A 25,223-nucleotide genomic window follows, 5' to 3' on the forward strand; every position below is an offset into this window, starting at 1 on the left:
ATGTCCACGCGGCCGCACCGAGTGAACCTGCGTGATCCGCCGTCGGCACGACCGGAGCCTTCCGGCTGCCGAGGCCTGCCATGAAAGGCCTTCTTCCGCCATGTTCTCCCCCCCTTCGCGTTCCCACGTCCTTCCGGCTCTGGCCCTGGCGGCCGTGCTGGTGAGCGGCTGCGCAGCCGAGGACACCACCTCCGCCGCGCCCTCCGCGCCTTTGGCGCCCTCGTCGAGCGCTGCCGCGCCGACCGCATCTCCCGCGCCCACGCTGACGATTACCGACCCCTGGGTCAAGGCCACCGGCGAAGGCATGACCGCGGCCTTCGGCACCCTGGTCAACAACACCGACACCGAGGTGAGCGTGGTGTCCGGCGCCTCCCCGCTGTCGCCGAAGATCGAGCTGCACGAGGTCGTCGAATCCGGCGGCAAGATGGTCATGCGCCCCAAGGAGGGCGGTTTCGTGATCCCCGCCCGCGGCACCCACGAGCTCGCCCCCGGCGGTGACCACATCATGCTGATGGGCGTCACCAAGAAGGTGGAGCCGGGCGCGGAGATCCCGTTCACCCTGACACTGGCCGACGGCGGCACCCTGGAGTTCACTGCGATCGGCAAGGAATTCGCCGGCGGCAAGGAGGATTATCAGCCCGGCGGTGAGGGCGGCATGGACATGGGCGGCTCGGACGACAAGGACAACAGCTGATGTCCGAACCGGTCACCGGCCCGGGCCGCCGCCCGGCCCGGGCCGGGCTCACCCGGCGCGGTCTGCTGTCTGCCGGCGCCGCCGTGACCGGCGCCCTGGCCGCGCGCGCCTTGGCCGCTCCCGCGCCAGCGGACGCCGCGACCCCGGCCGCGGCGTCCGGGACCGCGATCGAGCCGTTCCACGGGCCGCATCAGGCCGGGATCGCCACCACTCCCCAGGCGCATGCCGTTTTCATCGGACTGGACCTGCGCAAAGGCGTCGATCAGGAGGCGATCGGCCGGATGATGCGCCTGCTGACCGACGACGCCCGTCGGCTGAGCGAGGGCCGTCCGGCGCTGGCCGACACCGAGCCGGAGCTGGCGGTGCTGGCCGCCCGGCTGACCGTCACCTTCGGGTTCGGGCCCGGCCTGTTCACCGCAGCCGGCGCAGCGGACCGGCGCCCGGGGCAGATCGAGCAGCTGCCCGGCTTCTCCATCGACAAGCTGCAGGAGCGGTGGAGCGGCGGCGACCTGCTGGTGCAGATCTGCGCCGATGACCCGCTGACCGTCGCGCACGCGCTGCGCGTGATCGTCAAAGACGCCCGTGCCTTCGCCCGGGTGCACTGGACGCAGCGCGGGTTCCGCCGCGCCGTCGGGGTGCAGGCCTTCGGGCAGACCCAGCGCAACGTCATGGGCCAGCTGGACGGCACCGTCAATCCCATCCCCGGCACACCCGACTTCGACCGCGCGGTGTGGGTGGGCGAAGGGCCGGACTGGCTGCACGGCGGCACCACCTTGGTACTGCGGCGCATCCGGGCCGAGATGGAGACCTGGGACGCCGCCGACCGGGTCGCCAAGGAGTTCACCGTCGGCCGCCGCCTGGACACCGGCGCCCCGCTGACCGGCACCCGCGAGCACGACGAACCCGATTTCACCAAGCTCAACGACGCCGGGCTGACGGTCATCTCCGAGTACGCCCACATTCGCCGCGCGCACACTGAAGACCCGGCCCTGCGGATGTTTCGCCGCGTCTACAACTACGACGAGGGCCTGACCTCCAACGGGCACGCCGACTCCGGGCTGCTGTTCTCCTCCTACCAGGCCGACATCACCCGCCAGTTCCTACCGGTGCAAAAACGGCTGGCCGAGGTCGACCTGCTGAATGAGTGGACCACGCCGATCGGCTCGGCCGTCTTCGCCGTCCCGCCGGGCTGCGGACCCGGCGGCTGGATCGGAGAGGGCCTGCTGACATGAGCCCGTTCCCGATCACTCCTCACTCGGCCGCTACTCGCGCCCAGCTGCGCCTGCGCCGGGTGCGGTCACATCGGCCGACATGGTGGCGCCGGATCGCCACCGTGCTGGCGGTGCTGGCCGGCTGCGGGCTGTTCCTGGGCCTGACGGCCTCCCCGGCCGCCGCGCACGACCGGCTCAAGAGCAGTTCCCCCAAGCCGGACGCCGAGGTCTCCGGCATCGAGCGCATCGTGCTGGAGTACACCAGCCACGTTCGCTTCCCGGCCGTGGTGCTGCGCGGCCCTGGTGGTGCGGCCGCGATCGGCAAGCCGCGCCTGCAGGGGCCCAAAGTGCTCGTCGATGTCACCGAGCCGCTGGGGCCGGGCCGGTACGTGATCGGCTGGCGGGTGGTGTCTTCTGACGGTCACCCCATCGAAGGGGAGATCCCTTTCACCGTCACCGCCTCGAACACGCCTGCCCCGCTCCACTCCCCGGCGGCTACGTCGTCTCCGGCCGCTTCCCCAACCGCTGCAGGCACAGCCGCAGCCTCCAGCGCCCCGTCGGCCACGGCCACACCAGTGGCAGGCAGCGGCCCGGAGGCAGGATCCGCCGGCATCCCAGGCTGGCTGTGGGCCGCCGCTGTCCTGGTCGCAATAGCGGCCGCGGTATGGATCAGCAGCCGCGGCGGACGGCGAAGACACCAGAACCCCACCGACCCCATCGACCCCGAGGCGGACCCGGGCCCGCCCACTTCATAGGAGCCGTCTGCGCCGGGCCTGTCATCGGCGCTCGCGCCGCCGGGCGGGTGTGCCCGATCACCGCCTTACGCGCGAACGCTCTTCGTCCAAGGGCCTTTGGCCAGTTCGGTTCCCGTGCGCTCACGGGCGGCTCGGCGCCGCCCGTGCCGCAAGCCATGCCCGCGCACCCGCCGTGCGGTGATTCTTTCGCCGCCGCGCTGTGTACCCCCGTACCGCGTGAAACGGAGCCATTCCCATGACCTCAACGATTCCGCCTGCGACACCATCGCCGGACTCACCCGCTCGAAAACTGGCGCTACGCCGATGTGCGCACCCTGTCCTCCCCTGTCGCCTCCGCACTGCCGCTGAGCAGCCAGATCCACGCCGCCCTGGCCGCCCGCCCCGGCTCGACCTTGGACAGCGTCATCCCCCCGCAGGCGCCCGACCGCACGACCCGCATCGTCACGGCCGCCGGCGACCCGTCCGACCCCTTCGCGCCGGGGATCTCGGTGTACGTCCATCCCGGCACGGGTGAGGTGCTCGGCCAAATCGACGACTCGACCACGTTCATGCGGATCGTGCGCACCATCCACGGCGAGCTGATGACCGGTGTCGCCGGCGACAGGATCGTGGAGACCGCCGCCTGCTGGGCGCTGATCCTGGTGGCCACCGGCGTGTACCTGTGGTGGCGCGGCCCGGCCCGGCGCCGGCGACGCCGCGGTGCCGTGGGCCGCCGAACAACTGCCGGTGCCCGCCACCGAGACACCGGGCGGCGGGCACGAGGGCCACGGCGGCGGCGCGACCGGAGGTGACTGGCCATACCCCGGATCGATCACCGCCGAGCGGGCGCTGGCAGCCGCCGCCCCGGCAGCCGGCGGCTGCACCCCGCCCGGGTGCGAACTGAGCGTGCTGCCGCCTACGGGCCCCAAGGGGGTCTACACCGTGGTCGCCACCGACGCCGAGGACCCGGCGCTGGGCCGCACCGTGCTGGTCGACCAGTACAGCGGCACGGTCCTGGTCGACTACGGCTGGGAGGAGTACGGGGTGCTGGCCAAGGCCGTGGAGCAGGGCATCGCGCTGCACGAGGGGCGCCGCTACGGCACGGTGAACCTGCTGGTCATGCTGGGCACCTGCCTGGCGATGATCACCCTGGTCGTCTCCGGGGCGTGGATGTGGTGGAAGCGCCGCCCGCGCGGCCGTCTCGCCGCACCGGCCAGGAGCACCGACCGGCGCACCACCTACAGGGTGCTGGCGGTGATGGCCGTGCTGGGCGTGCTGTTCCCGCTGGCCGGGATCACCATGGCCGCGGTGCTGGTCCTGGACTGGCTGGTGGTACGCCGCATTCCGAAGCTGAACGCCCTGGTGGGCTGAGCCGACACCACCTCGCTGGCCTGCGGCGTCACCGGTGAGGTAACGGATCACTCACCGGCCTTGACTTCCCGCCTCGAAACGTTCGAGGCGGGCGGGAAGGGAAAAGGGGCCCTAACAATAACGACGCAGGAAACGACGGATATGCAGGTTAGCGGCCCACCCTCCGAGCTATGCCCGAAGACCCTCCAGACGGTGCCGATCTGCGCAAACGCTCCGCTTTACGGCCAGTGGAACGGACCCGAGCGACGGCCATCATGGGGCGAAGAGAACACGGGATTCCAGATCGAGGTGCGTGGTGGGAGCGGCCGGCGGGGTGAGGTTGAGGATCCAGTTGCCGAACCGGCGGATGACGTGGGTGATGTAGGGCGAGATGGTGGCCAGGTCGTCGGGGTCGACGGGGCGGCCTTCGGCGGCGATGGCGTTGGCGGCATCGGTGATGTCGCAGGCGGTGGAGTAGATCACGCAGTTGGCCAGCAGCTCATTGAACTTGATGATCTTCTCTTGGTGGTCGGGGTCGTTGTGGCCGATGAGCTTGCCGCCGAACATGAGCCAGTCGGCGAAGCCGTGGAAGGCCTCGTTGCGGTTGGTGACCTGGGTGATCTGCTCGCGCAGGTCCGGATCGGACAGATAACGCAGCAGCGTGATCGTGCGTACCGCGCGACCGAGTTCGCGGAAGGCCCGGTAAAGGCGGTTCTTGCGCGAATGGTTGCCCAAGCGCCGCAGCAGGGTGACCGAGGAGATCCGGTTCTGCCGGATGGAGATCGCGGTGCGCAGCAGGTCGCTCCAGTGGGTCTCGATCAGCTGCCAGTCGATCGCCTCGTCGCCGAACAGCGAGTCGATGTGCTGGTAGGTGGCCTCCGGGCTGGGCCGGTAGAAGATCAGGTCGTGCCAGTTGCGGATGCGCGGCAGCAGGTCGAATCCCAGGAGGGCGGCGAGCCCGAAGACGGGCAGCGACTGGCCTTGGGTGTCGGCGTGGATGGTGTCGGGCTGGATCTCCGAGGCGTTCTTCAGCAGACCCTCGATGATGTAGACCGCCTCCCACACCCCGCACGGGATGAAGTGGGAGAACAAGGCGACGTAGGTGTTGGAGACGTGCCGGTAGGCCAGGCCGCCGTAGCCGCCGTAGCGGATGTGGGACTCGGCGAGCAGGTTGTTCTCCCACGTCTCGACCTGCGAACCGTCGGCGGCCACCGTCGTGCCGTCGCCCCACACCGAGGTGATGTCGAGCTGGTTGAACGCGTTGATCACCGTGGTGGACGCTTTGGCGACCTTCTCGCTGGTGGCGTGCTGGTTCGCGCCCCGGGCGAGTTCGGCGGCGCTGACCTTGCCGCGCATGTGCGCGGCAACCTGAGCCGGGCCGAGCAGGGTGCCGGGTGAACACCGTCAGCACGTACCGGCCGAGCGCTTCGGAGATCTTCGGGTCGGAACCGGACGCGGGCCCGAAGTGGTGGTGCCAGCCCAGCTGGTAGGCGGTGCGGGTGAGGATGTCCAGCAGGTCCCGCTGCGGAAGCCGGTCATGCACAGCCTCTTCCAGCTTGAGCGCCTCCTTGCTCCGCTCGGCACCTTTCCGGCGGCGCAGGACGGGGCGCCCGCCCTCCAGAACGAGATCGGTATTGCCCGGGTAGTCGGCGTCCACCCCGGCGGCGGTCTCGGCCAGGAGCCTCTTGTAGTGGCCGGTCAGCTCGGCTGCCTCCGTCGGGAGGCCGGCCTCGGCGCAGAACTCCTCCACCAGCGGCGCGCACTCCTGCCAGGTCATCAGCTGGTCCTGCAGGTTGGCGTAGGAATCTGACCCGGCCACCGCGATGTCACCCGACCGCAGCTCCGCGGCGAGGTAGGAGAACACGCACACCTCCAGGTGGCGGCGCACCACCATCCCCGGCCGGGCCGGGTCCCTCAAGATCTTCCGCCACATCGCCGAAGCGAACGCCTCCACCTGCACCGACAACGTCACCGTCTGCGCGGCGCCGTCCGAGCCTTCCCGTTCCACCGTGATCCGGTCGGGGACCAACGCGGCGCGGGCGTTGCGCTGGGCTTGCAGGTACTTCACCGCGTCCAAGACGCTGCGATCGGCGTTGGTCGACTCCAACTCGATCGACTGCCGAGCGGTGTGAACGGTAGTGCGCCTCCAGCAGCGGCAGGTAGTTATTGCCGTGATGCGCCGACACCGCCTCATGCGCGGCCGCCAGCGCCTCCAGACCGCCCGCCTGCTCCAGAGCCTTCAACACCAGCCGCCCGGCCCGCTCAGCCACCGCCTCCGTGGCCCGGCCTCCTTGCCGAACATCCATGGCCGGGTCACCGAGCGGCTCCTGGGCGGGCGCGACGGCTTCCCGGACACCGTCCAGGACATCACCGAACACGCCCAGGAGCCGCTCGGATTCGGCCCGATGAATCTCCCGCAGCGCCTCCAGCTGGTCGCGGCCCTTCTTGTGGATCGCCGCGATCCGCTTGCAGAACATCGTCACCACGTCGTCGCGCACCCCGGTCCGCACCGTATGCAGCAGACTGACGATCAGCGTGAGGCGCTTGTCCTCATCGGCCACCTTGCGCAGATCCGCGACATCGGTCACCCGCGCCTCACCCGCGAAATGCGCGACCTTCCCGGGCGGGACCCCCTCCAGCCAGACCTCGGTCGCCCCGAGCGCGTCCAGGTCCCGCAGGAACGCCAGACGGCCCTTGAACTTGCCCAGCGACGCAGCCTGCGCCACATCCTTCAACCCGTCGTACCTCGCTGCGCCGGATGACCGGATCGACCACCAGCAGCCGGCCCAGCCTCGCCCGGCCGGCCGCGTCGACCCGGCCGGATACCAGCGAGAAGAACCCGCGGTTCACCTTGGTGCGGATCTTCTTTGTCAGCTCGTCCAGCGTCGTGTAACCGGGCAGCTCGCACTACGCGCGGACCAGCTCATCCAACGCCACGTTGATCAAGTCAGCCGGGTTGTCCTTCGCCTGCGCCGCCTTACGGATCGCCTTGGCCGCCACTGCCCGCACCCCGGCCGCGTCGTAGGCCACACCCACACGAGTGCGCACGTAACTCCGGTGCCGCGTGGCCGACCGCTCCGCGGCCTCGGCCAACACCACGCCCTCCGGCAGGCCGACCACACCGCCTCATCAGCCGACGGAGTGAACACCTCCGCCAGCTCCCGCGCCGACACCGCACGCGTGAACCTCGGGTACGCCGTCCAGTCGATCGATGCCACCCGAACCCCCGGAAACTGCCACCAACCAGCGCGAACCCCAGGATTCTAACGACCAATGATCAAGACCGTGGCCTGTTTCTGCCGTATTCCGGTGGCACCCCTCCTACCGGCGCGCCGCGGAACTGTTCGAACATGCCACCCGCCCGCTGGCCCACCCCGGCATTACGGATGCGGCCGAGTTGGAGCAGCACAGCGGATGGTCGCTGCATCAGCTGCGCCACAGCGCACTGACCCACGAGGCCGAGGATGGCACCAACACCCCGACCCTGCTCGCCCGCTCCCGGTACGCCTCCGTCCGCTCCCTGAAGCGCTACGCCCGCCCCGGTGTCGACGCCGTCGCCGACCACGTGGCCGGCCGCGACCCCGCCGCCGGATCCGGTAAGACGGTCCTCTGCCGCCGGCGCCCGTGGCTGGCTGCCGGTCAGCAGCACCTCATGGCGGGTTTTCGGCGCCCTTGGCCAGCCCATGCGGGTCGTCCTTCAGACGCTCACAGGACCTCTGGCCTGCGCCGTGCCCCTTTGACGCTTATTTTGTCTGCCCCCTCTGTATTTGGTTTGTAAATGATCTTGAATTCAACCGAACACCTTTACAATGTAGATTAATAATCTAACCTTGATTACACCCGGATGGACCCGGTGACGCTCTTCCGCTCCGCAGCAAGAGCACAGGGATCGTTGGCGATGTCGACTCGGCCACACGGATCCTCGCCAAAGGCTCCGCTCCCCCGCCCCGGTCATCGGCCGTACCTGCTGGAGGACAACCAAGGTGGCGGTCTGCGCGCTCCTCCAGGACCAGCAGAATCAGCCATGACGAACCGTGGAACGGCCACCCTACGTGGCCTGTCCCCCGGTTCGGTTTGAACGCCGCGAGTCGCCCCCACGTACCCTCAAACATGAGACTCGCCATCGGCCAACCCTGCTGAAGCGACTGAACACATGATCCGCTCCGGTCTTCTCGACGGACCGCCAGGCTGACAGGATGTCTCCTGTGACCCCTACGGCGTCGGCGCTGCGCGTGCCGCGAGCCGACGGTACGTATGCCGGTCCCGGCGCATCAGCGACGCGAGAGGACATCAGAGCGCTGGCCGTGCCAGCTCATGGTGTGCTGTCCAACTCGGGGCAGAGTCGCTGGCCTTCACCGGCGCGTTCGCCGATGATGGCGAACCGTTCGACGGCGAGCCGTTGGGCTGGGGGCAAATTCTCCCGGACCGTGACCTCGAGGTGAATCGCTCCGGGTTCGGTGGAGGCTTGATCTCTTGAGAGGATCGAGTCATGGCAGCCAAGTCCCCTTATCCGGCGGAGCTGCGTAAGCGCGCGGTGCGGATGGTCGAACAGGTCCGCCCGGATTACCCGACCGAGTGGGCCGCGATCAACGCGGTCGCCGCCAAGCTCGGCATCGGTACCGCTGAGACGCTACGCAAGTGGGTCCGTCAATCCCAGATCGACGACGGCATCCGCCCGGGCACCACCAGCGATGAATCGGCCGAGCTGAAGCGACTGCGGCGGGAGAACACCGAACTGCGCCGGGCCAACGAGATCCTCAAGGCCGCTTCGGCTTTCTTCGCGGCCGAGCTCGACCGGCCGCACACGCACTCGTGACCTTCATCGACGAACACCGTGAGGTGTTCGGTGTCGAGCCGATCTGCCGGGTGCTGACCGAGCACGGCCTTGCCGTCTCTCCCAGTACCTACTACGCCGCCAAGAGTCGGCCGCCTTCGGCCCGCGCGGTCCGCGATGCCGGGCTGGACGGCCACATCAGGCGGATCCACGCCGCCAACTACGGCGTCTACGGCGCTCGGAAGGTCTGGCGGCAGCTGCTGCGCGAGGGCCACCAGGTGGCCACCAGGTGGCCCGGTGCACGGTGGAGCGGCGGATGCGCGCCCTGGGCCTGCAAGGAACCCGCCAGGGGCAAGAAGGGGTCCTGGTCATATCCGGCCGGAAATTCCCGCTAAGCGATGAGGTGCTGGTCAGCGGGGCTCATCCCTGGTAGTCCAGCCATGTTTGGCGATGAGCTTGGACAGCGCGTTGCGCAGTTGGTTGACGCGTTCCTGTGCGTCGGGGCCCTGGATGCCGATGGTGAGGGCTGAGTCGGTGGCGTAGTAGGTGGTCCGGCATCCCTCGGCGGCGACCCGGGCCGCGGCATGGATCCGGCCCCGGAGCCGGATGAGCTTGCGCTGGTCGGTTTCGCGGTCCAGGCCGTCGATAGTGAGGTAGCACAGGAAAGGGCCCGGAACGGTGAGTGGTCCGTCGGGTAGCCCGGTCTCGAGCGCCTCACGGATTTTCGCTCGGTCAGAGCTGCGCATCGGGCGGCGGCCGAGCCAGTTGGGCCAGCCGTCCTGGCGTTGAGGAACGGTGTAGTCAGGCGCGGCCGCCTCGGCACCGGCCGGGGGAGGAGGAGGAGTCGTGATCAGCGTTGTCCATGGCGTGGCGTTGTCAGATGTCGTGTTCGATCACCGCACGCGGTGGCGGAATGCGTTCGGCGGCGAGGCTTTTCCGGTCGAGCTTGGTGTGGGGACATGATGGGCCGTGCGCGGTGAACGCCGCTCCCGTCTCGGCGCTCATGATCGGGAAGAACTTCTTGGCTTCCGGGGACTGTCCTGAGGTGACCCAGGCGTACGCGGGGCCGTCGCGCAGGGCGCGGTGGATCAGGCGGCGGCCGAGTCCTTGGCGTTGCCATTCTTGGTCGATGGAGATCTTGTTGATGCTGCCGTAGCGGCAGGCGTCGCAGACCTGCCAGACGAGGCGGGCGATGTCGTAGTCGCCGGGATCGTAGATGTAGATTTCGCGCAGGCCGGCCGGAAGTGCGGGCGGGTGGTAGACGAAGCGCAGCGGGGCGTGTGGCGTGGTGATGCGGTTCCACCACCAGCGCAGGCGGGACACCCGCTGGACGCGAATGGGGCTTCGGTCACGAGGCATGCGATCACCCTGCTGGCGGTGTGAGGTCGTGGTCAGTGTCGTCGGCGGCCGGGGTCGTGCTCGGCCAGTGCGGCGGCGACGGCTTCGGCGCTGGGCTGGACGTAGATGCCGAGGGTATGCAGGTTCCGGTGGCCGGACAGGGTCATGAGCATGGAAGCCGACCAGCCGTCCTCGCCCAGGTGGGTTAGCCGGGAGTGGCGTAGTTGGTGGAGGGTGTATCCGGCGCCGGTCGGGTCCAGGCTGATGGTGGCCTGCTTGAAGAGGTATTCGGCGCGTTCGTAGGACAGCCGGGCGCAGCCGGTGACCGGGCACAGGTCGGCGGCGGCGGGGGTGCGGGCAGGGCCTGGGCGTCGGTCGGTGAGGAAGACCGGGCCGCGGGTGCGGTCGGCGAGCAGGCGGGGCAGCAGCCGGGCGGTGCCGGATTGCCACAGGATCCAGTCGATGGCGCCGCCCTTGCGGCGTACGCGGCCGCGTTTGGCCTCCGGCACGAGGTCGCCGACGTCGAGGCCGAGAACCTCGGCGGAACGGGCCGCGCTCTCGTACAGCAGCCGGAAGAGCGTCTTGTCCCGCAGTGGCAGGTCGCGGCGCTGCCACAGGGCCTCGATCAGGTGCCGGTCGATGACTTTCGTGGTGTCGCGGTTCTCCCGGCGCCGCTCGACCAGCGCGGCCAGGTCGGTCATGCTCCAGCGCGCGGCGGCCCAGGTGGTGAAGGAGCGCAGCGCGGAGCGGTGGCGGTTCCAGGTGCGGGCAGCCGCGTTCCCTCACGCCGTGGTGAACACCGCTGCCGTCCGCTCGGCCGTCAGGTCGGTCAGCAGGATGCCGTCGCCGAGCACGGTGCGCAGGCGGGCCAGTGTCTGGCGGTAGGAGCGCAGGGTGTCGGCGTCCAGGTCCCGGCGGTTCAGGAACGCGGTGGCGGCGTCGGTCAGCGTCGGGCCGCCGGTGAGTGGCAGGACCTTGGCCGTGGTCACGGGGTTCGGTGGCCTTTGGCGTCGCGGAGGATGGGCGGGGTGTCCATGAGCGCGTTCATCGCCGCGGCGATCTCGCCGAAAGGCCGCGAGTGCGCCTGCGGCGCGCTGCCGGTCGGGGTAAGGCTTGGCGCGGGTTCGGGGACCACCGGCAGGCTCCTATGTGACAGGGAACATGTTGCCTTCGACCCTAGAGGCGCGAGGCGGCACCGCTGGCCAGAACGGGGCAAGGATCTTACATGTGACAGGGAATGGGCTCTTCCCTGTCACATCGGCTACGGTGCGCGGCGGACGTTCAGTCGTCGTCTTGCTGATCCTCCTCCCGAGCCTCGTTCTTGTCGGCGGCCGATTGAGCCCGGCGGTCGAAGTCGTCCTGGGCACTGGTGAATCCCCTGAACGCCGGGATCCCGCCCGATCGCGATGATCAGACGGGATCCCGGCGGCTTCAGTCCAGCCCTTTCAGGGAACGGCTCCTTGCGCGTCTCGATTCTCCGCTGGCTCGAACGGGTTCCTGATGGGGCGGGCTATCGGAGGTTCTGCTGGTCCAGCCAGGTGGCGATCGCCGCGGCGATCGCTTCAGGCTGGTCCCGCCTTGGCGGGGCCTGAGGGGGTGGTCGGTGTTGGTGGGGCGCGGTGTCGGGCGGTCGCGACGTCTCACTCCCTGTCGTCAGGGGTCACCACCAGTGGTAGAGCAGGCTCGCGCCCAGCGCGGCTACCGCGGTGGCGAAGAAGAAGGCCCAGTTTCCCAGCTTGCGAGACCCCACTCGCAGGTGCGCCATGAGCGCGCCAGCGAAGTACAGGACGAGGCTGTAGGCCGCCAGCGTCCCCAGCATGGGGATGACGAATCCGCCCAGCAATCCCAACGCGCCCAGCGCCAGCATCGTGCCCAGGACGGGTCCCCACGATCGCGGCAGGCCCTTCATGTCTAGCTGGGCCTTCGGGAAATCGTGCCCGATCAGATAGACGATGGCCGCGCTACCGAACAGCAGCGAGGCGAAGATGGTGATCGTCGCGTAAGCGGCGAACATGGGTCCTCCATGGTGGTCGGTTATTTCGGGCCTTGAGACCCGGGGTTACTGGTCCGACAAAAGGAACTGACGCGGTGCCACAGATGTCACCTCGGGCCCTTGCGGGGGTCGCGGGCAAAGGCCCGAGGGGTGGTTGCGCGGCGGTTACCAGGCGACTGGGCCAAGACGGTCGGTGAAGGTCCCGGTCGGGCCGTTGGGCCGATCATCGCGAACCTCAGGATCGGATCGGAGCCCTCGGTGGCCGTCAGCTCGAACGGCTCGGATCGACGTTCAGCGATCTGCTTGGTCGAGGTTGCCGTGAGCCTGCGCCGACAGGTCCTGCCAGTCGGCCCAGGTCTTGAGCCGGTCGGCGTAGACCTGCTGAATCATCGGGTAGAAGCCCTGGCCGAACAGCACCCGTAGGGGCGGGTTGTCGGCGTCGGCCAGCTGAAGTAGCGCCTGGGCCGCGGCGGCCGGATCGCCGGCGGGCTGCTTGCCGGCGACCGCGCCCAGGCGTGCGCGCAGAGCGCCGTAGGCTGGGTCGGGCTGGGTCATGTGGCCGTTGTTGAGGGGATCGGGGTTGCTGCCGGAGCGGGTGGCGAAGCCGCCGGGCTCGATGATGGTCACCTTGACGCCGAAGTCGGCGACCTCGCCGGCGAGGGCCTCGTTCAAGCCCTCCAGGGCCCACTTGGAGGCGTGGTAGGCGCCGCCGAGCGGCATGGCGATGACCCCGGCCGCCGAGGACAGCTGGATGATGTGCCCCGAGCGTTGCTCGCGCAGGTAGGGCAGCGCGGCCTGGATCACCCACACCGCACCGAACAGATTGGTTTCCAGCTGGTCGCGCAGCTCCCGCTCGGTCAGCTCCTCGACCGCGCCGACCTGGGCGTAGCCGGCGTTGTTCACGATGACGTCCAGACGGCCGAAGTGCTCGGCGGCCCGCTTCACGGTCTCGGCGACGGCGGCCTTGTCGGTCACGTCCATCGCAAGCGGGAGCACCGCCTCGCCGTACGCGGCGACCAGGTCGTCAAGGCTTGCCACGCTTCGTGCGGTGGCGGCCACTTTGTCGCCGCGGGACAGCGCGGCCTCGACGAAGTTGCGGCCCAGGCCGCGCGAGGAACCGGTGACGAACCAAACCTTGCTCATGATGACATTCCGTCCCTTCCGGGGATGCGTGGCGGCGTGCGACCTTCGACGCCGTCATGAATCGCACTTTAGTGCATTCTCTGCACTCATGTGCAATAACTGCATCAAGGTATACTCACGGCGTGAACGACAGTCAAACCAGCCTCGAACAGCCCCGACCGACCCAAGGATTGACAGGGCACGATGACCAGTGACGATCCAGTCCGCCGCGGCGGACGCGAAGCGCAACGCCGCCGCACCCGCAAAGCGATCGTCGATGCCGCGATCCGGCTCAGCGCCGACGGAGCGACGCCGTCCATCGACGAGATCGCGGCCGACGCCGACGTGTCCCGTCGCACGATCTACACCTACTTCCCCACCCTCGATCACCTGCTGATCGATGCGACCCTGGGTGCGTTCAACGAGCCCCCCATCGAGGAGGTACTGGCCGACCCCGCGCTCGCCGACGACCCCGCGGCCCGGGTGGTCGCCCTGATCCGGGCGATGCTGCAGCATTCCTCGCAATCGCTTCCCCTGGGCCGCCGGTTGATCCGCCTGACCGTCGATCCGCCGGTGAACGACGCTCAAGAGCCGGACGTCCCGCGCCGGAGCCCTCGCCGGGTGATATGGCTGGAGCGGGCCTGCGAACCGCTCCGAGGCACCCTGAGCGAGGAGTCCTTCCGGCGCCTGATCTCGGCCCTGACGGTGGTGGGCGGCTGGGAGGCGCAGATCACCCTGCGCGACGTCCTCGGCCTCGACCCGCAGGCCGAGGAGGAGGCCATTACGTGGGCCGCGCGCGTCCTGGTCGAGGCAGCGATCACTGAACACGATCATCAGCAGTGAGCGCTCATGGGCGTAAGGTCCGGCGGTAGATGGCCGGGATCCTCCGTAGCCATCTGGCCGACATCCTCTCTCCACCGAGCAGGGCGAAGTTTACGGTGATGCCGCCTACGGCACTGGGTCGATGCTCACCCGCCCCGGCTGCCCGATAATGCGACTCGCGTACGGACCCGTCAAGGGCGCCTTCGGCGTCGCTGCGCGATGGCGCAAGCCCCACCCTTGACCGAACCGCACGCGAGTCGCCGATCCTGGCAGCCATCCGGGGCATGGGGAGGAGCGGGCATCCCTCTCTCACTGCAGCGAGTGGCCCGCCTCACCGCGGGCCCGGTGCTGCTGCGCGATCACGGCGGCGGCTTCACCCCCGCCACCGTGCAACTGCACCGCATCTCCGCCAAGTACGCCGCCGGCGACGTCGGCGCCGCCCTCACCGCGGCCCGCCGTATCCGCCCGGCCGGCCTACCCACCACTGAACGCCGGGCCCGCTACTTCACCGACCTGGCCCGCGCACCAGGGCCTGGCCGGTGGCCGGGACCAGTGCCTGGCCGCGCTGCTGGCCGCCGAACGTCAGGCACCGCAGGAGACCCACGCCCGCCCGGCTTGCGCGCGGCCATCAGGCGGGGCAGCGCGTGCAGCGCGGCCAGGATCGGTGAGCCCGCCGCGGTGCATCCCCACGGGATCACCGAGGCCAGCATGTCGACGAACGGCCGGACGGTGCCGAAGCGGTCGAGGAGTTCCACTCGCCATTCCAGGTCGCCGTCGTCTTCGGTGCTGGGCAGCGGCAGCAGCTCCAGCACCGTCTCCACCGCTCCCGCCAGCTGCTGGCGGGAGACCACCTGCTCGATGTGGTCGAGCATCTCCGGCACGGTGAGCACGTGCTGCTCGCCGTCCGGCCGGTCGTCCTCGGGGCCGTCGCCTTCCTCGGCCGGGCCGGACGGTGGTGTCTCCAGCAGGATCGTCCACGCCGTTGCCAGCCTGGAGGCCGCCACCCGCAGCCGGGGCAGGTTACGCAGCTTCTCCTTGTCGGCTGCCCGGCCGGCCCGGGCCAGCAGCACCGTCGACATCAGCAGGTCGAACAGCAGCAGCGCGTCATCGACCGCGGTGCCCTCCAACTGCCGCACCGTGGCCAGCAGGGTGGCCAGGCGGCGGTCCTTCTCCAGCTGTTCGATCCGGAACGCCTTGGCCGTCATCCCGAAGCGGGCCAGCTCGGCCAGCTTCACCGGCGCCACCGCGGTGCAGTCCACCGCCCCGGTGCCCAGCCCCAGCACGTACGAGGCGCGATCCAGCGCCTGTTCCATCCCGGTGCCCGACAGCCGGGTCACCGCCGTGCGCATCCACTCCAGGGTGGAGACTTTCTTGCCGTCCGGCACCTGCAGAGTCGCCACCAGCTCGCCCCGCATCGGTGGCGGCGCGGCCTCGGCCAGGCTGCGGTTGATCGCCTCCAGCTCAGCCCGGCGCACCTCGGTGACCAGCCGGGACAAGGTGGTGATCCCAGGCAGCAGCACCCGGTTGGTGATCAGCCACAGCACCGCCCGATCGAACAGCTCCCGGCGCGAGTCCCGGCTCTTACGCACCCGGGAGGCGATGAACGTCGCCACCTCCCCCTCGGCGGCCGAGAACTCGCGATAGCCCAGCATGGTCCGAATCTTTCCGGCGTGCTCGTACGGTGTCTGCGGGCGGTCGCCGTACAACTTCGCCACCGAGACGTCGGCGATCCCCAGTTGCTCGGCCACGTACTCGACCACCACCTGCGGCACGTCCGCCGGCCCGGAGTCGGTCAGGAACGTGCCGAGCATGCGCACCGTGCCCCACTGGATGGACCAGCCCAGGCGATTGTGCAAGCGCCGTTTGTCCCGCGCTTCCTTCAGCGCGGCGGCGTCCAGGAAGAAGAACTTCTCCAGCTCTTCCGGCGTCGGGTCCGCCACGAACCGGCCATACCGGTCAACCTGTGCGACGGACAAATACTCCTGTGCCACAAGCCGTCACACTACGCGCATCCTAGATCACTATCAGTCGGTACGCCCAAATCGAGCCAAGCTCGCTCGGCGCTCTCCTGTCGTGATCTCGATACTCTCCATGGCCCCGTTTGCCGATGCTCGGAGGCTTAGCGGGAATTCCCGGCCGGATATGACCAGGACCCCAAGAAGATCCGCACCACTATGGCCGATCCCGGCCATCAGCGGGCGAGTGACCTGGTCAAGCGGGACTTCACCGCACCCCGGCCGAATACGGTCTGGGTTGCCGACTTCACCTACGTTCACGCCTGGTGCGGGATCGTCTACGTCGCCTTCGTCATCGACGTCTACTCCCGCGCGATCGTCGGCTGGTCGGCCTCCCTGTCCAAGCGCGCCGGCCTGGTGCTGGACGCCTTGGACATGGCGTTGTGGCGGCGCGACCGCGCCGGACGCCCCACCGGGGCGGGCCTGATCCATCATTCGGACGCCGGCAGCCAATACACCTGTTTCCGTTTCACCGCTCACCTGATGACCGCGGGCATCGACGCATCCATCGGGACGGTCGGGGACGCGCTGGACAACGCGCTGATGGAATCACAGATCGGCTTGTACAAGACCGAATTGATCAAATCCCGCGGCCCTTGGCGCACCCTGGCCGAGGTGGAACTGGCCACCGCCGAGTGGGTCGAGTGGTTCAACACGACCCGCCTACACTCCTCGATCGGCAATGTCCCGCCGGAGGAGTACGAAGCCCTCTACTACGCTCAACACCAGCCCAGCGAGACCGTTGGAATCAACCCCTGAGGTCTCCATCGAAACCGGGGCGGTTCAGCCGTTCAGACAGGAACAGCGGGCCGCGGGTACGTGAGCTGCCGTCGGGAAGCCGGAGCAGGCGGGGCAGCAGGTGGGCAGTACCGCTGTCCCAGTACACCCATTCGACGGCGCCGCCCTTGGAGCGGACGGGGGCGCGGCGGTGCTCCAGGTCGAGATCCTCGACGTTGAGCGCCAGGATCTCGGCCGCTCTGGCCGCCGTTTCATAGAGCATCCGCCACAGCGTCTTCTCCCGCAGCGGGATGTCACGGCGCGACAGCAGCCGGTGGATCGTGGTTTTGGCCACGGCGCGGGTCTCGTCGGCGCTCTCCTTGCGGCGTTCGACGTCGGCCGGGAGCGACGGGGCGGCCCAGTGCTTCTTGGCCTGGCACCAGACCAGCCACGAGGCGATCGCGGCGCGGTTGCGGTTCCAGGTCGCCGGCGCGCTCGTCCCCCACAGATCAGCGAGCACGGTGCCGATCTCGGCGTCGGTGACCTCGGCCAGCGGCCGGTCGCGGCCGAGCCGGTCGATCGCGGAGGCGTAGGCGCGGTGAGTGTTGGGATTGGCCGTGCGCGCCGTGGCCAGGAAGGCGTCGGCGGCCGCGGCGAGAGTGACATGCCCGCCGCGCAAGGCGGCGACCTTCGGCGCGGCACTCATGCCGGCCGCCGCGCGACGTCGGTGGCGATGTACCGGATAACGCGCCGGAGTCGCGCACCGCCCCGGCGAGGGGTTCTCCTGGTCGCCGCGCCGTCATGATCGCACATGTACGTGATAATAAGCCATTATCACGTACATGAGCAGGCGGACCGTTCGCACGCACCCGCCGATCTTGTGCATACGCAGGGCGTGCTGGCCGCCGAGCTTAGCGAGCACGCCGACGTCGGCTACTCGCCCACGGCCGGGTAGTGCCGAGACCCCGAACGCGTCCATTTCATCCCCCGAGGAGCAGTCGGACGTCCCCCTCGCCCACCTGTGAGGCTTTTGCCCGGGAGCGGCGCCCGACGCCGGGCTGTAGAGCGTCCGAGCAGGGACCGCCATCGCATGGCTGATCGTCTATGTGGCACTGCCGAGTGATCGACGTCCAGTGGCCGTGGGACCGCGCCGACCGGGCGGGCAATAGTGCCGGTGCTGTGACCGACGCGTTCCCGTGGCTCGCGTACGCGCCGCTTACTCCGCCGAAGCGACCAGGCGGGCGGGGAGCGGGGCCAGAGAGTAGTTGTCCCAGATGAAGGCGTCCATCTGGTGCTGGTCGGCGGAGAGATTGACCACCCGGTCGACCTTGCCACCGGCGTTGAAGTGCCACACCAGTGCCCATAGGGTGTCGACCTTGCCGATGCCCTCGGTCGTCCAGCCACGGTGGATGTCCACGACGTACTCCTCGTTGGCCTCCAGGAACAACGGGTCGGCCTGGAAGCCGGACCTGCCCAGTTCGGTGAAGAACGCCACGACCTCCTCCGCCCCGCGCTTGACGCCCGACAGGGGGTGGTGTCCAGGGATCGTCCACTCGATGTCATCGGCCAGCACCTCGCGGATGCCGGCCAGGTCGTGGGCGGCGTACGCGGTGAAGAACCTGCCGATGGCTTCGATCTTGCTGTCTTGAATCGTCACGGCCAAAGCGCCTTTCGTTAGGTGAGGCAGCCTCCTGAGTGGGTGAGGTGCCCTACGACTTCCGGACAGTCGGGAACATAACCTAACAGAGAGTCTGGAAGAGGTAGATACGTGACGAGACGTCGCAGGCAGTTCTCGCCGGAGTTCAAGGAAGAAGCCGTCCGCATGGTGCTGGACGGCCCGCGCGCGGTCGCCTCGGTCGCCCGCGAGTTCGGGATGAACCCCACCACGCTCGGCAGCTGGGTCAACATGCACAAGGCCCTGCACCCCGAGACCGAACAGCCGCTGTCCGGGCCCGAGCGGGCCCGGATCCGCGAACTGGAGCGGGAGAACGCCGACCTGCGCGAGAAGCTGGCGTTCTTGAAAAAAGCGGCCTTAGATTCAAAGAGTCAAGGCAACGCATTGGGCCGGGGTCCGGTAGCCGAGGCACTTGCGGGGGCGGTTGTTCAGTCGAGCGGCCAGGGCATCGAGGTCGGCTTGGCTGGAGATCTCCCGCTCGGGCTTTTACGAGTGGCGCAGCCGCCCGGCCTCGGCCACCGCGCAACGCCGCGAGCAGCTCAAGGCCCGTATCGCCGGCATCTTCACCGGCAGCCACGACACCTACGGCTATCGGCGGGTGCATGCCGCGCTCACCCGCACGGGCGAGGACTGCTCACCGGAACTGGTCCGGGCGCTGATGCGCGAACTCGGCCTGGTACCGGTCCAGGTCCGCGCGTTCCGGCCGGCCACGACCGAGCCAGGCGACTTCCGCGGCATCCCGGACCTGATCGACCGGGACTTCACCGCCGATCGTCCCGGGGCCAAGCTGGTCGGCGACATCACCTCATGGGAGAGCCACAGAGGATCGGGCAGGGTGCAGGTCGAGCTGTCGGCGGGTGACCACTCAGACATCACCGACTTTGTTTGAAGTCTTCATGTAGACGGTGGCCCCGCCGGCTGCTGGGTCTGCAGCCAGCTGGTGAGGTGTCGCGCCGCGAGCGCTATCCATGAGGGTGCTGCGCAGGCCCTGTGCTCGAACATCGGTCACATCACTCGAGGAGGGCCTGTTGCGCATCACCTGCGGGATCGACTGGTCGGAGCGACACCACGACATCGCGTTGATCAACGCCGACGCTGCGATCGTGTCCAGAGCCAGGATCGGTGACGACCTGGCCGGCTTTCGGCGGCTGACCGAACTACTCGCCGAGCACGCTGGGCCTGACGGGCCCACCTCCATCGAGATCGCCATCGAAACAGACAAGGGTCTGCTGGTCGCGGCCCTAGTGGCGGCCGGGTTCACCCTGTTTGCGATCAACCCCAGGGCGGTGGCCCGGTATCGGGAACGGCACGGGCAGGCCGGCGGTAAGTCCGACCCTGGCGACGCCACGGTCCTGGCCGACATCTTGCGCACCGACCGTCATCGGCACCGGCCGTTGCCCGCCGACACTAATCTCGCCCGAGGGGTGAAGGCGATCGCTCGCCAGCATCAGGAAGCCATCTGGGCGCGGCAGCAGACGGTGAACCGGCTGCGCTCGCTGCTGCGCGAGTTCTACCCGGCCGCGCTGGCGGCGTTTCCGATCCTGACCCAGCGTGCGGCATTGACGGTGCTGGGGGCCGCGCCCACGCCGCAAGCCGCGGCGAGGTTGACACCCAGCCGGCTGGAGACGCTTTTGCGCAGGGCCGGGCGGCGTATCGATTCAGGACTGCCGGAGCGTCTGTCGACTCAACTGCGCCAAGAGCAGCTGCGCCAACCCGCCGAAGTGGAGCAGGCCTTCGGAGTTGCCACTGCCGGCCTCATCGACGTCATCGTCGCCATGACCGGCGCCATCGACGCGCTGCAAGAGCAGCTCACCGGCCTGTTCACCCGTCACGACCAGGCTCAGATCGTCACCAGCATGCCAGGCCTGGGCACTGTGCTCGGTGCGAGAGTCCTGGGCGAACTTGGTGATGACCGCAGCCGATTCACCGACATCGCCGGACTGCGCGGCTTCGCGGGCACCGCTCCCATCACCCGCGCCTCCGGCAAGATGAAGATCGTCTCAGCCCGGTATATCCGCAACCAGCGCCTGGCCGATGCCTGCCACTGGTGGGCCTTCGCCGCGATCACTAAATCGGCCGGGGCCCGCGCCCACTACGACCAACGCAGAGCCGCCGGAGATACCCACAACGGCGCCCTGCGTAACCTGGCCAACAAGCTGCTGGCCAAGCTCTGGCACTGCCTGCACCACGGTGTGCTCTACGACGAGGCCACCGCCTGGCCCACCCCCAAAGAAAAGACCCAACCAGCCGCCGCTTGACACCTCACCCGCGTGAGGTGTCTACATCCGCACGTAGGAGGGGTTCGCTTACCTGGCCACCGTCATCGACTGTCACAGCAAGGCCGTGCTGGGCTGGGCGATGGCCGACCGCTATCGCACCGATCTGGTCAAAGACGCCCTGCGCAAGGCGCTCGGGACAGGTCTGATCGAACCGGGCGCGATCTTTCACACCGACCGCGGTTCGAACTACACCAGTGACGCCTTCGGCCGTTTCTGCACCGACCTGCAGATTCGTCGCTCAGTCGGCCGCGCCGGCGTCTGCTACGACAACGCGATGGCCGAGTCGTTCTTCGCCGCGCTCAAGACCGAGTGGCTGGACCGGTTCGTCTTCACCACCCGCGCCAAGGCCCGGCAGCAGGTCATCCGCTACATCGAAGGTTTCTACAACCGGCGGCGCCTGCACTCAGCCCTGGGCTACCGGCCGCTCTTCGAGGTCCTCGACGAACACCCCTCACACCCCTGAGCAGCATAGGCTCAACCCATACACCACCTGTCCGGAAAGTTCAGGGCATCCCAGTCCACGGTGGAGATCGTCTGACGTGCCGGCCGCTGATGAGCTTCGGGCTGGCTATGGCATGCGGATGCTGCGTGTGACATCCGCGGCGCCGCCCAAGAGGACCCGCAGCCCCGACGCGTCGGGTTGTGCGGTGGCGGTGATCGTAGAGGGACTGCCGAGGGAGTCACCCATGTCGACTGAGATGTCGCTGATGCCCTGGCCGGCCAGGTGCGCAGCGAGGCAAGCGGTGCTGTTGGCGTTGGCGATGTCTTCCGCGACGCCGATCGACGGGGCGAACATGCGGGCCGCGACGCGGCCGGTGAGCGTCGGCACCGAGTAGGCGTAGCAGCCCAGGAAACCGAGACGGTCGCAGGCGGCACGGAGCCGTTCGTAGTCCGGGCTGAGGGTGGTGAGAGCGGACCGCGTAGTAAGGGGAACCAGCAACCGCGACCGCCCCACTGAGGCGACGCGGGTACCGGGAGCGAGTGTGCCCGAGGTGACACCGAGTGCGGGCAGGACAAGGTCGCACTCGGTCGCTGTGGGCCTGCGGAGGTCTACGGGACCGGGGTCGAAGGCGGCATTGACATGCGTCTTCTCTCGTACGGACCAACCAGGGAAGACGCGCCCTGCCGCATGGATGGTGGCTCGATACTCCCGGCCCCCGGCGCGCTCGGCCAGGAAGGCCAGAGCGGCAACCGTCCCGTGCCCGCACGCAGGCAGTTCTCCCTCGGCGGTGAAGAAGCGGAGGGATACGACCGGACCGGCCCGTCGGCTGTCGTGCACCGACACGAAGACGGCGTGCGACGTTCCCGTCGCAGCCGGCACACGACGGCGCTCATCGTCACTCAACGGCGCCTCGTCAAGCACCGCGGTGGGACTGCCGCCGTGGCCGTCGCGCAGACAGGCGCGGACGATCGTGACGGGCAGACCGTGCCTACTCATCGTTGTGCCGTGATCCTTGTGCCGGACCGGTGTCCGCTTCTCCCGCCCACCGCCGGCTCCACCTTCATGCCTCCGCAGGATTCTGATCGTTCTGTTCTTGCGCCTGCGCCCAGGTGATCGCCCATTCGTCGAGCGGTCGGAGGGCGTGACTGAGTGCTGCCCCCAGGCGAGTGAGCTCGTAGCCGTCGGCTGAGAGGACGATGATCCCGCTTGCCGTGAGTTCGCGAAGCCGCTGGTAGAGGACGCTGGATGACATTCCTTCGCAATGTGCCAGCAGCGCGCGGGCGCCGAGCGGACCCGCACGCAGCTCCCAGAGAATGCGCAGCGCCCACCGACGACCGAAGAGGTCCATCGCGGCCATGATCGGACGGCCGGTCGTCGATCCACGAACCGGTGTTCCTGGGCGCGGTGTCGGCATGGCCCTCCTTGTGTTTCGTTATTCGAAACACTAGCATCCATGCGTGTTTCGAATTTCGAAACAACCTCAACGGGAGCGCCGATGTCGCGAATAGCCATGTTGGAACCGCCGTACGCCGACCAGGCCGGCGCGCTGCTCGCGCGCATGATGCCCCGGGACGTGCCGCCGATCGGACTGTTCCGGATGTTCGCCAGAAACCTCCCGATGGCCGGCGCCATGCACGGATGGGGGCGCTATGAGCTGGGCCGACAGCTCACCCTGACCATGAGGGAGCGCGAGATCGCCATCGACCGGACGTGCGCGCTGTGCGGCTGCGAGTACGAGTGGGGCGTGCACATGATGGTGTTCGCCGAACGGGTCGGGCTCACCCGCGAGCAGGCGGCATCCCTAGTGCACGGCGGCCCCGCTGACGAGTGCTGGACGTCCGAGCGGGAACGGCTGCTCATCCTCGCCGTCGACGCGCTGCACGAGCGTTCCGACATCGATGACGCGCTGTGGACACAGCTCGTGTCGGTCTTCGACGAGCTCCAGCTGCTCGATCTGCTTCTGCTGTGCGGGTGGTACCACGCCGTCAGCTTCGCCGCGCGCGCCACGCGCGTGCCGCACGAACCCGGCGCGCCTCGCTTCGCCGACTTCTTCCCCATCACGACCGGGACCAGCCGATGAGTACTACCCGGGAACACTCCGAGGCGCGGCTGCTGGGCCCCTCCCCAATGTTCATCGCCCTGGTCGTGGCGGCAGTCGCCAGCCTCGGGGCACCGCTCATCACCAGCGTGGCGACCACGTTCCACGCCTCTCTCGACGGCGCTGATGATGGGCGTGGCCCGTGACCATCTTCCCGAGGGGCGCAGGCGGCCACGATTGCCCTGCTCTCGGTGGTCTCCATCATCGGCGTCGGCTATTCCCTCGCCGGCCTGCTCACCGAGTTCGGCGGGGGTCGAGCTCGCCGGTGCCGCAACCCTCGCTCACGTTAGAAGGCTGCGACTGTGAGAGCGCGGCTGCGACCCAAGCTGGGCAGCTGCACCCACTTCACCGGATGCACGAATTTCGCGTTTTCCCTACCGGAGGCTTCCGATGAATGAAATCGATACGCAGGTCCGAGAGTCGGCGGTGCGAACCGCGCTGGCTGAGGACTGCGCCGGCGACGACGTCACCACACTCTGGGCGGTGCCCGCCGACGCGCGTGCGCACGCGCGCATCCTGGCCCGACAGGACGGCGTGGTCGCCGGCCTCCCGCTTCTCGGTGAGGTCTACCGACAGCTCGGCCACGACGTCGAGGTGAGTGTGCGCGTAAAGGACGGAGAACGTGTCCGGGCAGGACAGAGCCTGGCGGAACTGACCGGACCGTCGCGCGCCATCATCACCGGGGAGCGCACCGCATTGAACTTCCTGCAGCGCATGTCGGGCATCGCTACCCACGCCGCGGCGTTCGTGGACGCGGTGGCCGGACTGTCGGTGCGAATCCTGGACACCCGTAAGACGGCACCCGGGCTTCGGGCCCTGGACAAGTACGCGGTCGCGACCACCGGGGCGAGCAACCACCGCCTCGACCTGGCCGCAATGGTGCTGCTCAAGGAGAACCACATCGCCGTGGCGGGCGGGGTCGGCGCCGCTGTCGCAGCCATCCGCGCACACAACGCCGCCGGCATCGCCGTCGAAGTCGAAGTCGAGTCGGTGGCCCAGGCAGCTGAGGCGCTGCGCACCGGGGTCGAGTGGATCATGCTGGACAACATGCCCATCGAAGACATGCGGTACATCGTGACACTGCGAGGGTCTGAAGGACCTCGACTCGAGGCGTCTGGATCCATCACGCTGGACACGGTCAGGGCCGTCGCGGAGACCGGAGTCGACGCGATATCCGTCGGTGCCATCACCCACAGCGCGCCGGCGTTCGACCTCAGTCTGCTGCTGACGCCGACGGCACCAGCGGGTGGCCGACACCCGGCGAGGTTCGGATGAGGCCGTGTCTCCTCCTGCGTGGACGGGCTGGAATGCCCGCCATGGCCGACCCCGTCGACCGGGAGGCCTTCGTTTCCGCCTCCGGCATGTTCCCCCCTCGCCGAAGGCGCCGGGCGCCGGGGAAGACTTCGCCGGGACGCGAACCGGCAGCCGCGGGTGGCAGAGCCGAACCAGGCCGGATCAGCACGTCCTCACAAATGCCCGGTGCTCTGTCGCCGGGATCGAGCAATCTGAGCGTCAATTCGCAGCCGGACATGTCCGGCCGAACACAGGAGGTTTCCATGGCTAAGGGCTACTGGGTCAGTGTCTACCGCGCCATTTCCGACCCTGAGAGGCTGACTGCCTACGACAAGCTGGCCGGTCCGGCTGTCCAGGCTGGGGGCGGGCGCCTCCTGTCCCGTGGCGGTCGAGTCGTCGCCCACGAGGCCGGAAACACGCAACGCGTCATTCTGATCGAGTTCGACAGCTTCGAACAGGCCGTCGCGGCATACGAGAGCGAGGCATACCAGAAGGCGCTGGTGGTCCTCTCCGACAGCGTCGAGCGCGACTTCCGCATCATCGAAGGCATCGACTGAACCGCCCTGGTTTCGATGGAGACCTTGGTCTGCCCTGGGTCCGGTGGAGTCGCTGGTCTCCACCGAACCCGGAGCGATTCAACGTTTGCGCAGGTCAGCACGTCGCGCG

29 protein-coding genes and 2 pseudogenes are annotated in these 25,223 nt (G+C 68.7%); 17 read left to right on the forward strand and 14 right to left on the reverse strand.

The genetic code is table 11. From position 1 onward, the window contains the following. The first annotated feature begins 100 nt into the window (after nt 1–100). The 5 genes from OHA77_RS40110 (at nt 101) to OHA77_RS40130 (ending at nt 4,010) form a co-directional block, all read left to right on the forward strand. Nucleotides 101–694: a copper chaperone PCu(A)C gene (locus tag OHA77_RS40110; protein WP_406314625.1), complete on the forward strand. Its 594-nt coding sequence runs from the start codon at nt 101–103 to the stop codon at nt 692–694. Beyond that, nucleotides 694–1,926 (forward strand): Dyp-type peroxidase, encoded by a 1,233-nt coding sequence (locus OHA77_RS40115; RefSeq protein WP_406314626.1) that lies wholly within the window; start codon nt 694–696, stop codon nt 1,924–1,926. Before OHA77_RS40110 ends, OHA77_RS40115 begins: the two co-directional genes overlap by 1 nt. Further along, nucleotides 1,923–2,660 (forward strand): copper resistance protein CopC, encoded by a 738-nt coding sequence (locus OHA77_RS40120; RefSeq protein WP_406314628.1) that lies wholly within the window; start codon nt 1,923–1,925, stop codon nt 2,658–2,660. The genes OHA77_RS40115 and OHA77_RS40120 overlap by 4 nt, the downstream gene beginning before the upstream one ends. Nucleotides 2,661–2,965: 305 nt before the next feature. Then, nucleotides 2,966–3,451: a PepSY-associated TM helix domain-containing protein gene (locus tag OHA77_RS40125; protein ID WP_406314630.1), complete on the forward strand. Its 486-nt coding sequence runs from the start codon at nt 2,966–2,968 to the stop codon at nt 3,449–3,451. Beyond that, nucleotides 3,387–4,010 carry a PepSY domain-containing protein gene (locus OHA77_RS40130; protein ID WP_406314632.1) on the forward strand — a complete coding sequence of 208 codons (624 nt, stop codon included), beginning with the start codon at nt 3,387–3,389 and terminating at the stop codon, nt 4,008–4,010. The genes OHA77_RS40125 and OHA77_RS40130 overlap by 65 nt, the downstream gene beginning before the upstream one ends. A gap of 252 nt (nt 4,011–4,262) precedes the next feature. Here OHA77_RS40130 and OHA77_RS40135 read toward each other — a convergent pair whose 3' ends face one another. Continuing rightward, the gene (locus OHA77_RS40135) at nt 4,263–5,345 is read right to left on the reverse strand and encodes a transposase (protein ID WP_406314634.1); all 1,083 of its coding nucleotides are present in this window, start codon (nt 5,343–5,345) and stop codon (nt 4,263–4,265) included. A 115-nt stretch (nt 5,346–5,460) separates the two neighbouring features. Here OHA77_RS40135 and OHA77_RS40140 point away from each other — a divergent pair, with 115 nt between their 5' ends. Then, nucleotides 5,461–5,799 carry a hypothetical protein gene (locus OHA77_RS40140; RefSeq protein WP_406314635.1) on the forward strand — a complete coding sequence of 113 codons (339 nt, stop codon included), beginning with the start codon at nt 5,461–5,463 and terminating at the stop codon, nt 5,797–5,799. 16 nt (nt 5,800–5,815) lie between these two features. Here OHA77_RS40140 and OHA77_RS40145 read toward each other — a convergent pair whose 3' ends face one another. Both OHA77_RS40145 and OHA77_RS40150 read right to left on the reverse strand, forming a co-directional pair. Further along, nucleotides 5,816–6,724, reverse strand: a complete 909-nt coding sequence (locus OHA77_RS40145) for a hypothetical protein (protein ID WP_406314637.1) — start codon at nt 6,722–6,724, stop codon at nt 5,816–5,818. 172 nt (nt 6,725–6,896) lie between these two features. After that, nucleotides 6,897–7,037 (reverse strand): hypothetical protein, encoded by a 141-nt coding sequence (locus OHA77_RS40150; protein ID WP_406314639.1) that lies wholly within the window; start codon nt 7,035–7,037, stop codon nt 6,897–6,899. 1,441 nt (nt 7,038–8,478) lie between these two features. Between OHA77_RS40150 and OHA77_RS40155 the strand changes: the two are divergent. Further along, a pseudogene (locus OHA77_RS40155) lies at nt 8,479–9,118 on the forward strand (IS3 family transposase); the annotation flags it as partial. A gap of 55 nt (nt 9,119–9,173) precedes the next feature. Here OHA77_RS40155 and OHA77_RS40160 read toward each other — a convergent pair. From OHA77_RS40160 to OHA77_RS40185, 6 genes are all read right to left on the reverse strand, one after another. After that, complete coding sequence (locus OHA77_RS40160) at nt 9,174–9,509, reverse strand: hypothetical protein (protein ID WP_406314641.1); 336 nt, start codon at nt 9,507–9,509, stop codon at nt 9,174–9,176. 130 nt (nt 9,510–9,639) lie between these two features. Then, nucleotides 9,640–10,122 carry a hypothetical protein gene (locus OHA77_RS40165; RefSeq protein ID WP_406314643.1) on the reverse strand — a complete coding sequence of 161 codons (483 nt, stop codon included), beginning with the start codon at nt 10,120–10,122 and terminating at the stop codon, nt 9,640–9,642. Nucleotides 10,123–10,154: 32 nt separating this feature from the next. After that, nucleotides 10,155–10,802, reverse strand: a complete 648-nt coding sequence (locus OHA77_RS40170) for a tyrosine-type recombinase/integrase (protein WP_406314645.1) — start codon at nt 10,800–10,802, stop codon at nt 10,155–10,157. Nucleotides 10,803–10,883: 81 nt separating this feature from the next. Then, complete coding sequence (locus OHA77_RS40175; RefSeq protein WP_406314647.1) at nt 10,884–11,090, reverse strand: hypothetical protein; 207 nt, start codon at nt 11,088–11,090, stop codon at nt 10,884–10,886. Between the two features lie 671 nt (nt 11,091–11,761). After that, entirely contained in the window at nt 11,762–12,115 is a 354-nt protein-coding gene (locus tag OHA77_RS40180; protein WP_406314648.1) for a DoxX family protein, read from the reverse strand. 270 nt (nt 12,116–12,385) lie between these two features. Further along, complete coding sequence (locus OHA77_RS40185; protein WP_406314650.1) at nt 12,386–13,237, reverse strand: SDR family NAD(P)-dependent oxidoreductase; 852 nt, start codon at nt 13,235–13,237, stop codon at nt 12,386–12,388. Between the two features lie 183 nt (nt 13,238–13,420). Between OHA77_RS40185 and OHA77_RS40190 the strand changes: the two genes are divergently transcribed. Further along, nucleotides 13,421–14,059 carry a TetR/AcrR family transcriptional regulator gene (locus OHA77_RS40190; protein WP_406314652.1) on the forward strand — a complete coding sequence of 213 codons (639 nt, stop codon included), beginning with the start codon at nt 13,421–13,423 and terminating at the stop codon, nt 14,057–14,059. A 479-nt stretch (nt 14,060–14,538) separates the two neighbouring features. Here OHA77_RS40190 and OHA77_RS40195 read toward each other — a convergent pair whose 3' ends face one another. After that, nucleotides 14,539–15,978 (reverse strand): DUF4158 domain-containing protein, encoded by a 1,440-nt coding sequence (locus OHA77_RS40195; RefSeq protein WP_406314654.1) that lies wholly within the window; start codon nt 15,976–15,978, stop codon nt 14,539–14,541. A gap of 234 nt (nt 15,979–16,212) precedes the next feature. Here OHA77_RS40195 and OHA77_RS40200 point away from each other — a divergent pair, with 234 nt between their 5' ends. Further along, nucleotides 16,213–16,812 (forward strand): IS3 family transposase, encoded by a 600-nt coding sequence (locus OHA77_RS40200; protein ID WP_406314656.1) that lies wholly within the window; start codon nt 16,213–16,215, stop codon nt 16,810–16,812. Here the strand turns inward: OHA77_RS40200 and OHA77_RS40205 are convergent. Further along, nucleotides 16,802–17,476, reverse strand: coding sequence for a tyrosine-type recombinase/integrase (locus tag OHA77_RS40205; RefSeq protein ID WP_406314658.1), 675 nt, complete (start codon nt 17,474–17,476; stop codon nt 16,802–16,804). The genes OHA77_RS40200 and OHA77_RS40205 overlap by 11 nt on opposite strands. A 510-nt stretch (nt 17,477–17,986) precedes the next feature. After that, nucleotides 17,987–18,427 (reverse strand): nuclear transport factor 2 family protein, encoded by a 441-nt coding sequence (locus OHA77_RS40210; protein WP_406314659.1) that lies wholly within the window; start codon nt 18,425–18,427, stop codon nt 17,987–17,989. A 165-nt stretch (nt 18,428–18,592) separates the two neighbouring features. On the opposite strand from OHA77_RS40210, the pseudogene OHA77_RS40215 reads away from it, so the two are divergent. The 4 genes and pseudogenes from OHA77_RS40215 to OHA77_RS40230 form a co-directional block, all read left to right on the forward strand. After that, nucleotides 18,593–18,721, forward strand: a pseudogene (locus OHA77_RS40215) (IS3 family transposase); the annotation flags it as partial. Nucleotides 18,722–18,869: 148 nt separating this feature from the next. Next, nucleotides 18,870–19,334 (forward strand): IS3 family transposase, encoded by a 465-nt coding sequence (locus tag OHA77_RS40220; RefSeq protein ID WP_406314660.1) that lies wholly within the window; start codon nt 18,870–18,872, stop codon nt 19,332–19,334. A gap of 79 nt (nt 19,335–19,413) precedes the next feature. Then, the gene (locus tag OHA77_RS40225) at nt 19,414–20,703 is read left to right on the forward strand and encodes an IS110 family transposase (RefSeq protein WP_406314661.1); all 1,290 of its coding nucleotides are present in this window, start codon (nt 19,414–19,416) and stop codon (nt 20,701–20,703) included. A gap of 85 nt (nt 20,704–20,788) precedes the next feature. Further along, the gene (locus OHA77_RS40230; protein WP_406314664.1) at nt 20,789–21,187 is read left to right on the forward strand and encodes an integrase core domain-containing protein; all 399 of its coding nucleotides are present in this window, start codon (nt 20,789–20,791) and stop codon (nt 21,185–21,187) included. A gap of 105 nt (nt 21,188–21,292) precedes the next feature. Here the strand turns inward: OHA77_RS40230 and OHA77_RS40235 are convergent, their stop codons facing one another. Continuing rightward, nucleotides 21,293–22,162, reverse strand: coding sequence for a PhzF family phenazine biosynthesis protein (locus OHA77_RS40235; RefSeq protein ID WP_406314666.1), 870 nt, complete (start codon nt 22,160–22,162; stop codon nt 21,293–21,295). A gap of 64 nt (nt 22,163–22,226) precedes the next feature. Continuing rightward, entirely contained in the window at nt 22,227–22,580 is a 354-nt protein-coding gene (locus OHA77_RS40240) for a winged helix-turn-helix transcriptional regulator (protein WP_406314669.1), read from the reverse strand. Between the two features lie 81 nt (nt 22,581–22,661). Between OHA77_RS40240 and OHA77_RS40245 the strand changes: the two genes are divergently transcribed. The 4 genes from OHA77_RS40245 (at nt 22,662) to OHA77_RS40260 (ending at nt 25,114) form a co-directional block, all read left to right on the forward strand. After that, the gene (locus tag OHA77_RS40245) at nt 22,662–23,246 is read left to right on the forward strand and encodes a carboxymuconolactone decarboxylase family protein (protein ID WP_406314672.1); all 585 of its coding nucleotides are present in this window, start codon (nt 22,662–22,664) and stop codon (nt 23,244–23,246) included. After that, nucleotides 23,243–23,410 carry a hypothetical protein gene (locus tag OHA77_RS40250; RefSeq protein WP_406314674.1) on the forward strand — a complete coding sequence of 56 codons (168 nt, stop codon included), beginning with the start codon at nt 23,243–23,245 and terminating at the stop codon, nt 23,408–23,410. Before OHA77_RS40245 ends, OHA77_RS40250 begins: the two co-directional genes overlap by 4 nt. 244 nt (nt 23,411–23,654) lie before the next feature. Continuing rightward, nucleotides 23,655–24,539 carry a carboxylating nicotinate-nucleotide diphosphorylase gene (gene nadC / locus OHA77_RS40255; protein ID WP_406314677.1) on the forward strand — a complete coding sequence of 295 codons (885 nt, stop codon included), beginning with the start codon at nt 23,655–23,657 and terminating at the stop codon, nt 24,537–24,539. Nucleotides 24,540–24,820: 281 nt separating this feature from the next. Continuing rightward, a complete protein-coding gene (locus tag OHA77_RS40260; protein ID WP_406314680.1) occupies nt 24,821–25,114 on the forward strand; it encodes a DUF1330 domain-containing protein in 294 nt (97 codons plus the stop codon). Nucleotides 25,115–25,223: the final 109 nt, after the last annotated feature.

Origin of the sequence: Streptosporangium sp. NBC_01639, from assembly GCF_045209755.1 — a bacterium.
Lineage (GTDB): Bacteria > Actinomycetota > Actinomycetes > Streptosporangiales > Streptosporangiaceae > Streptosporangium.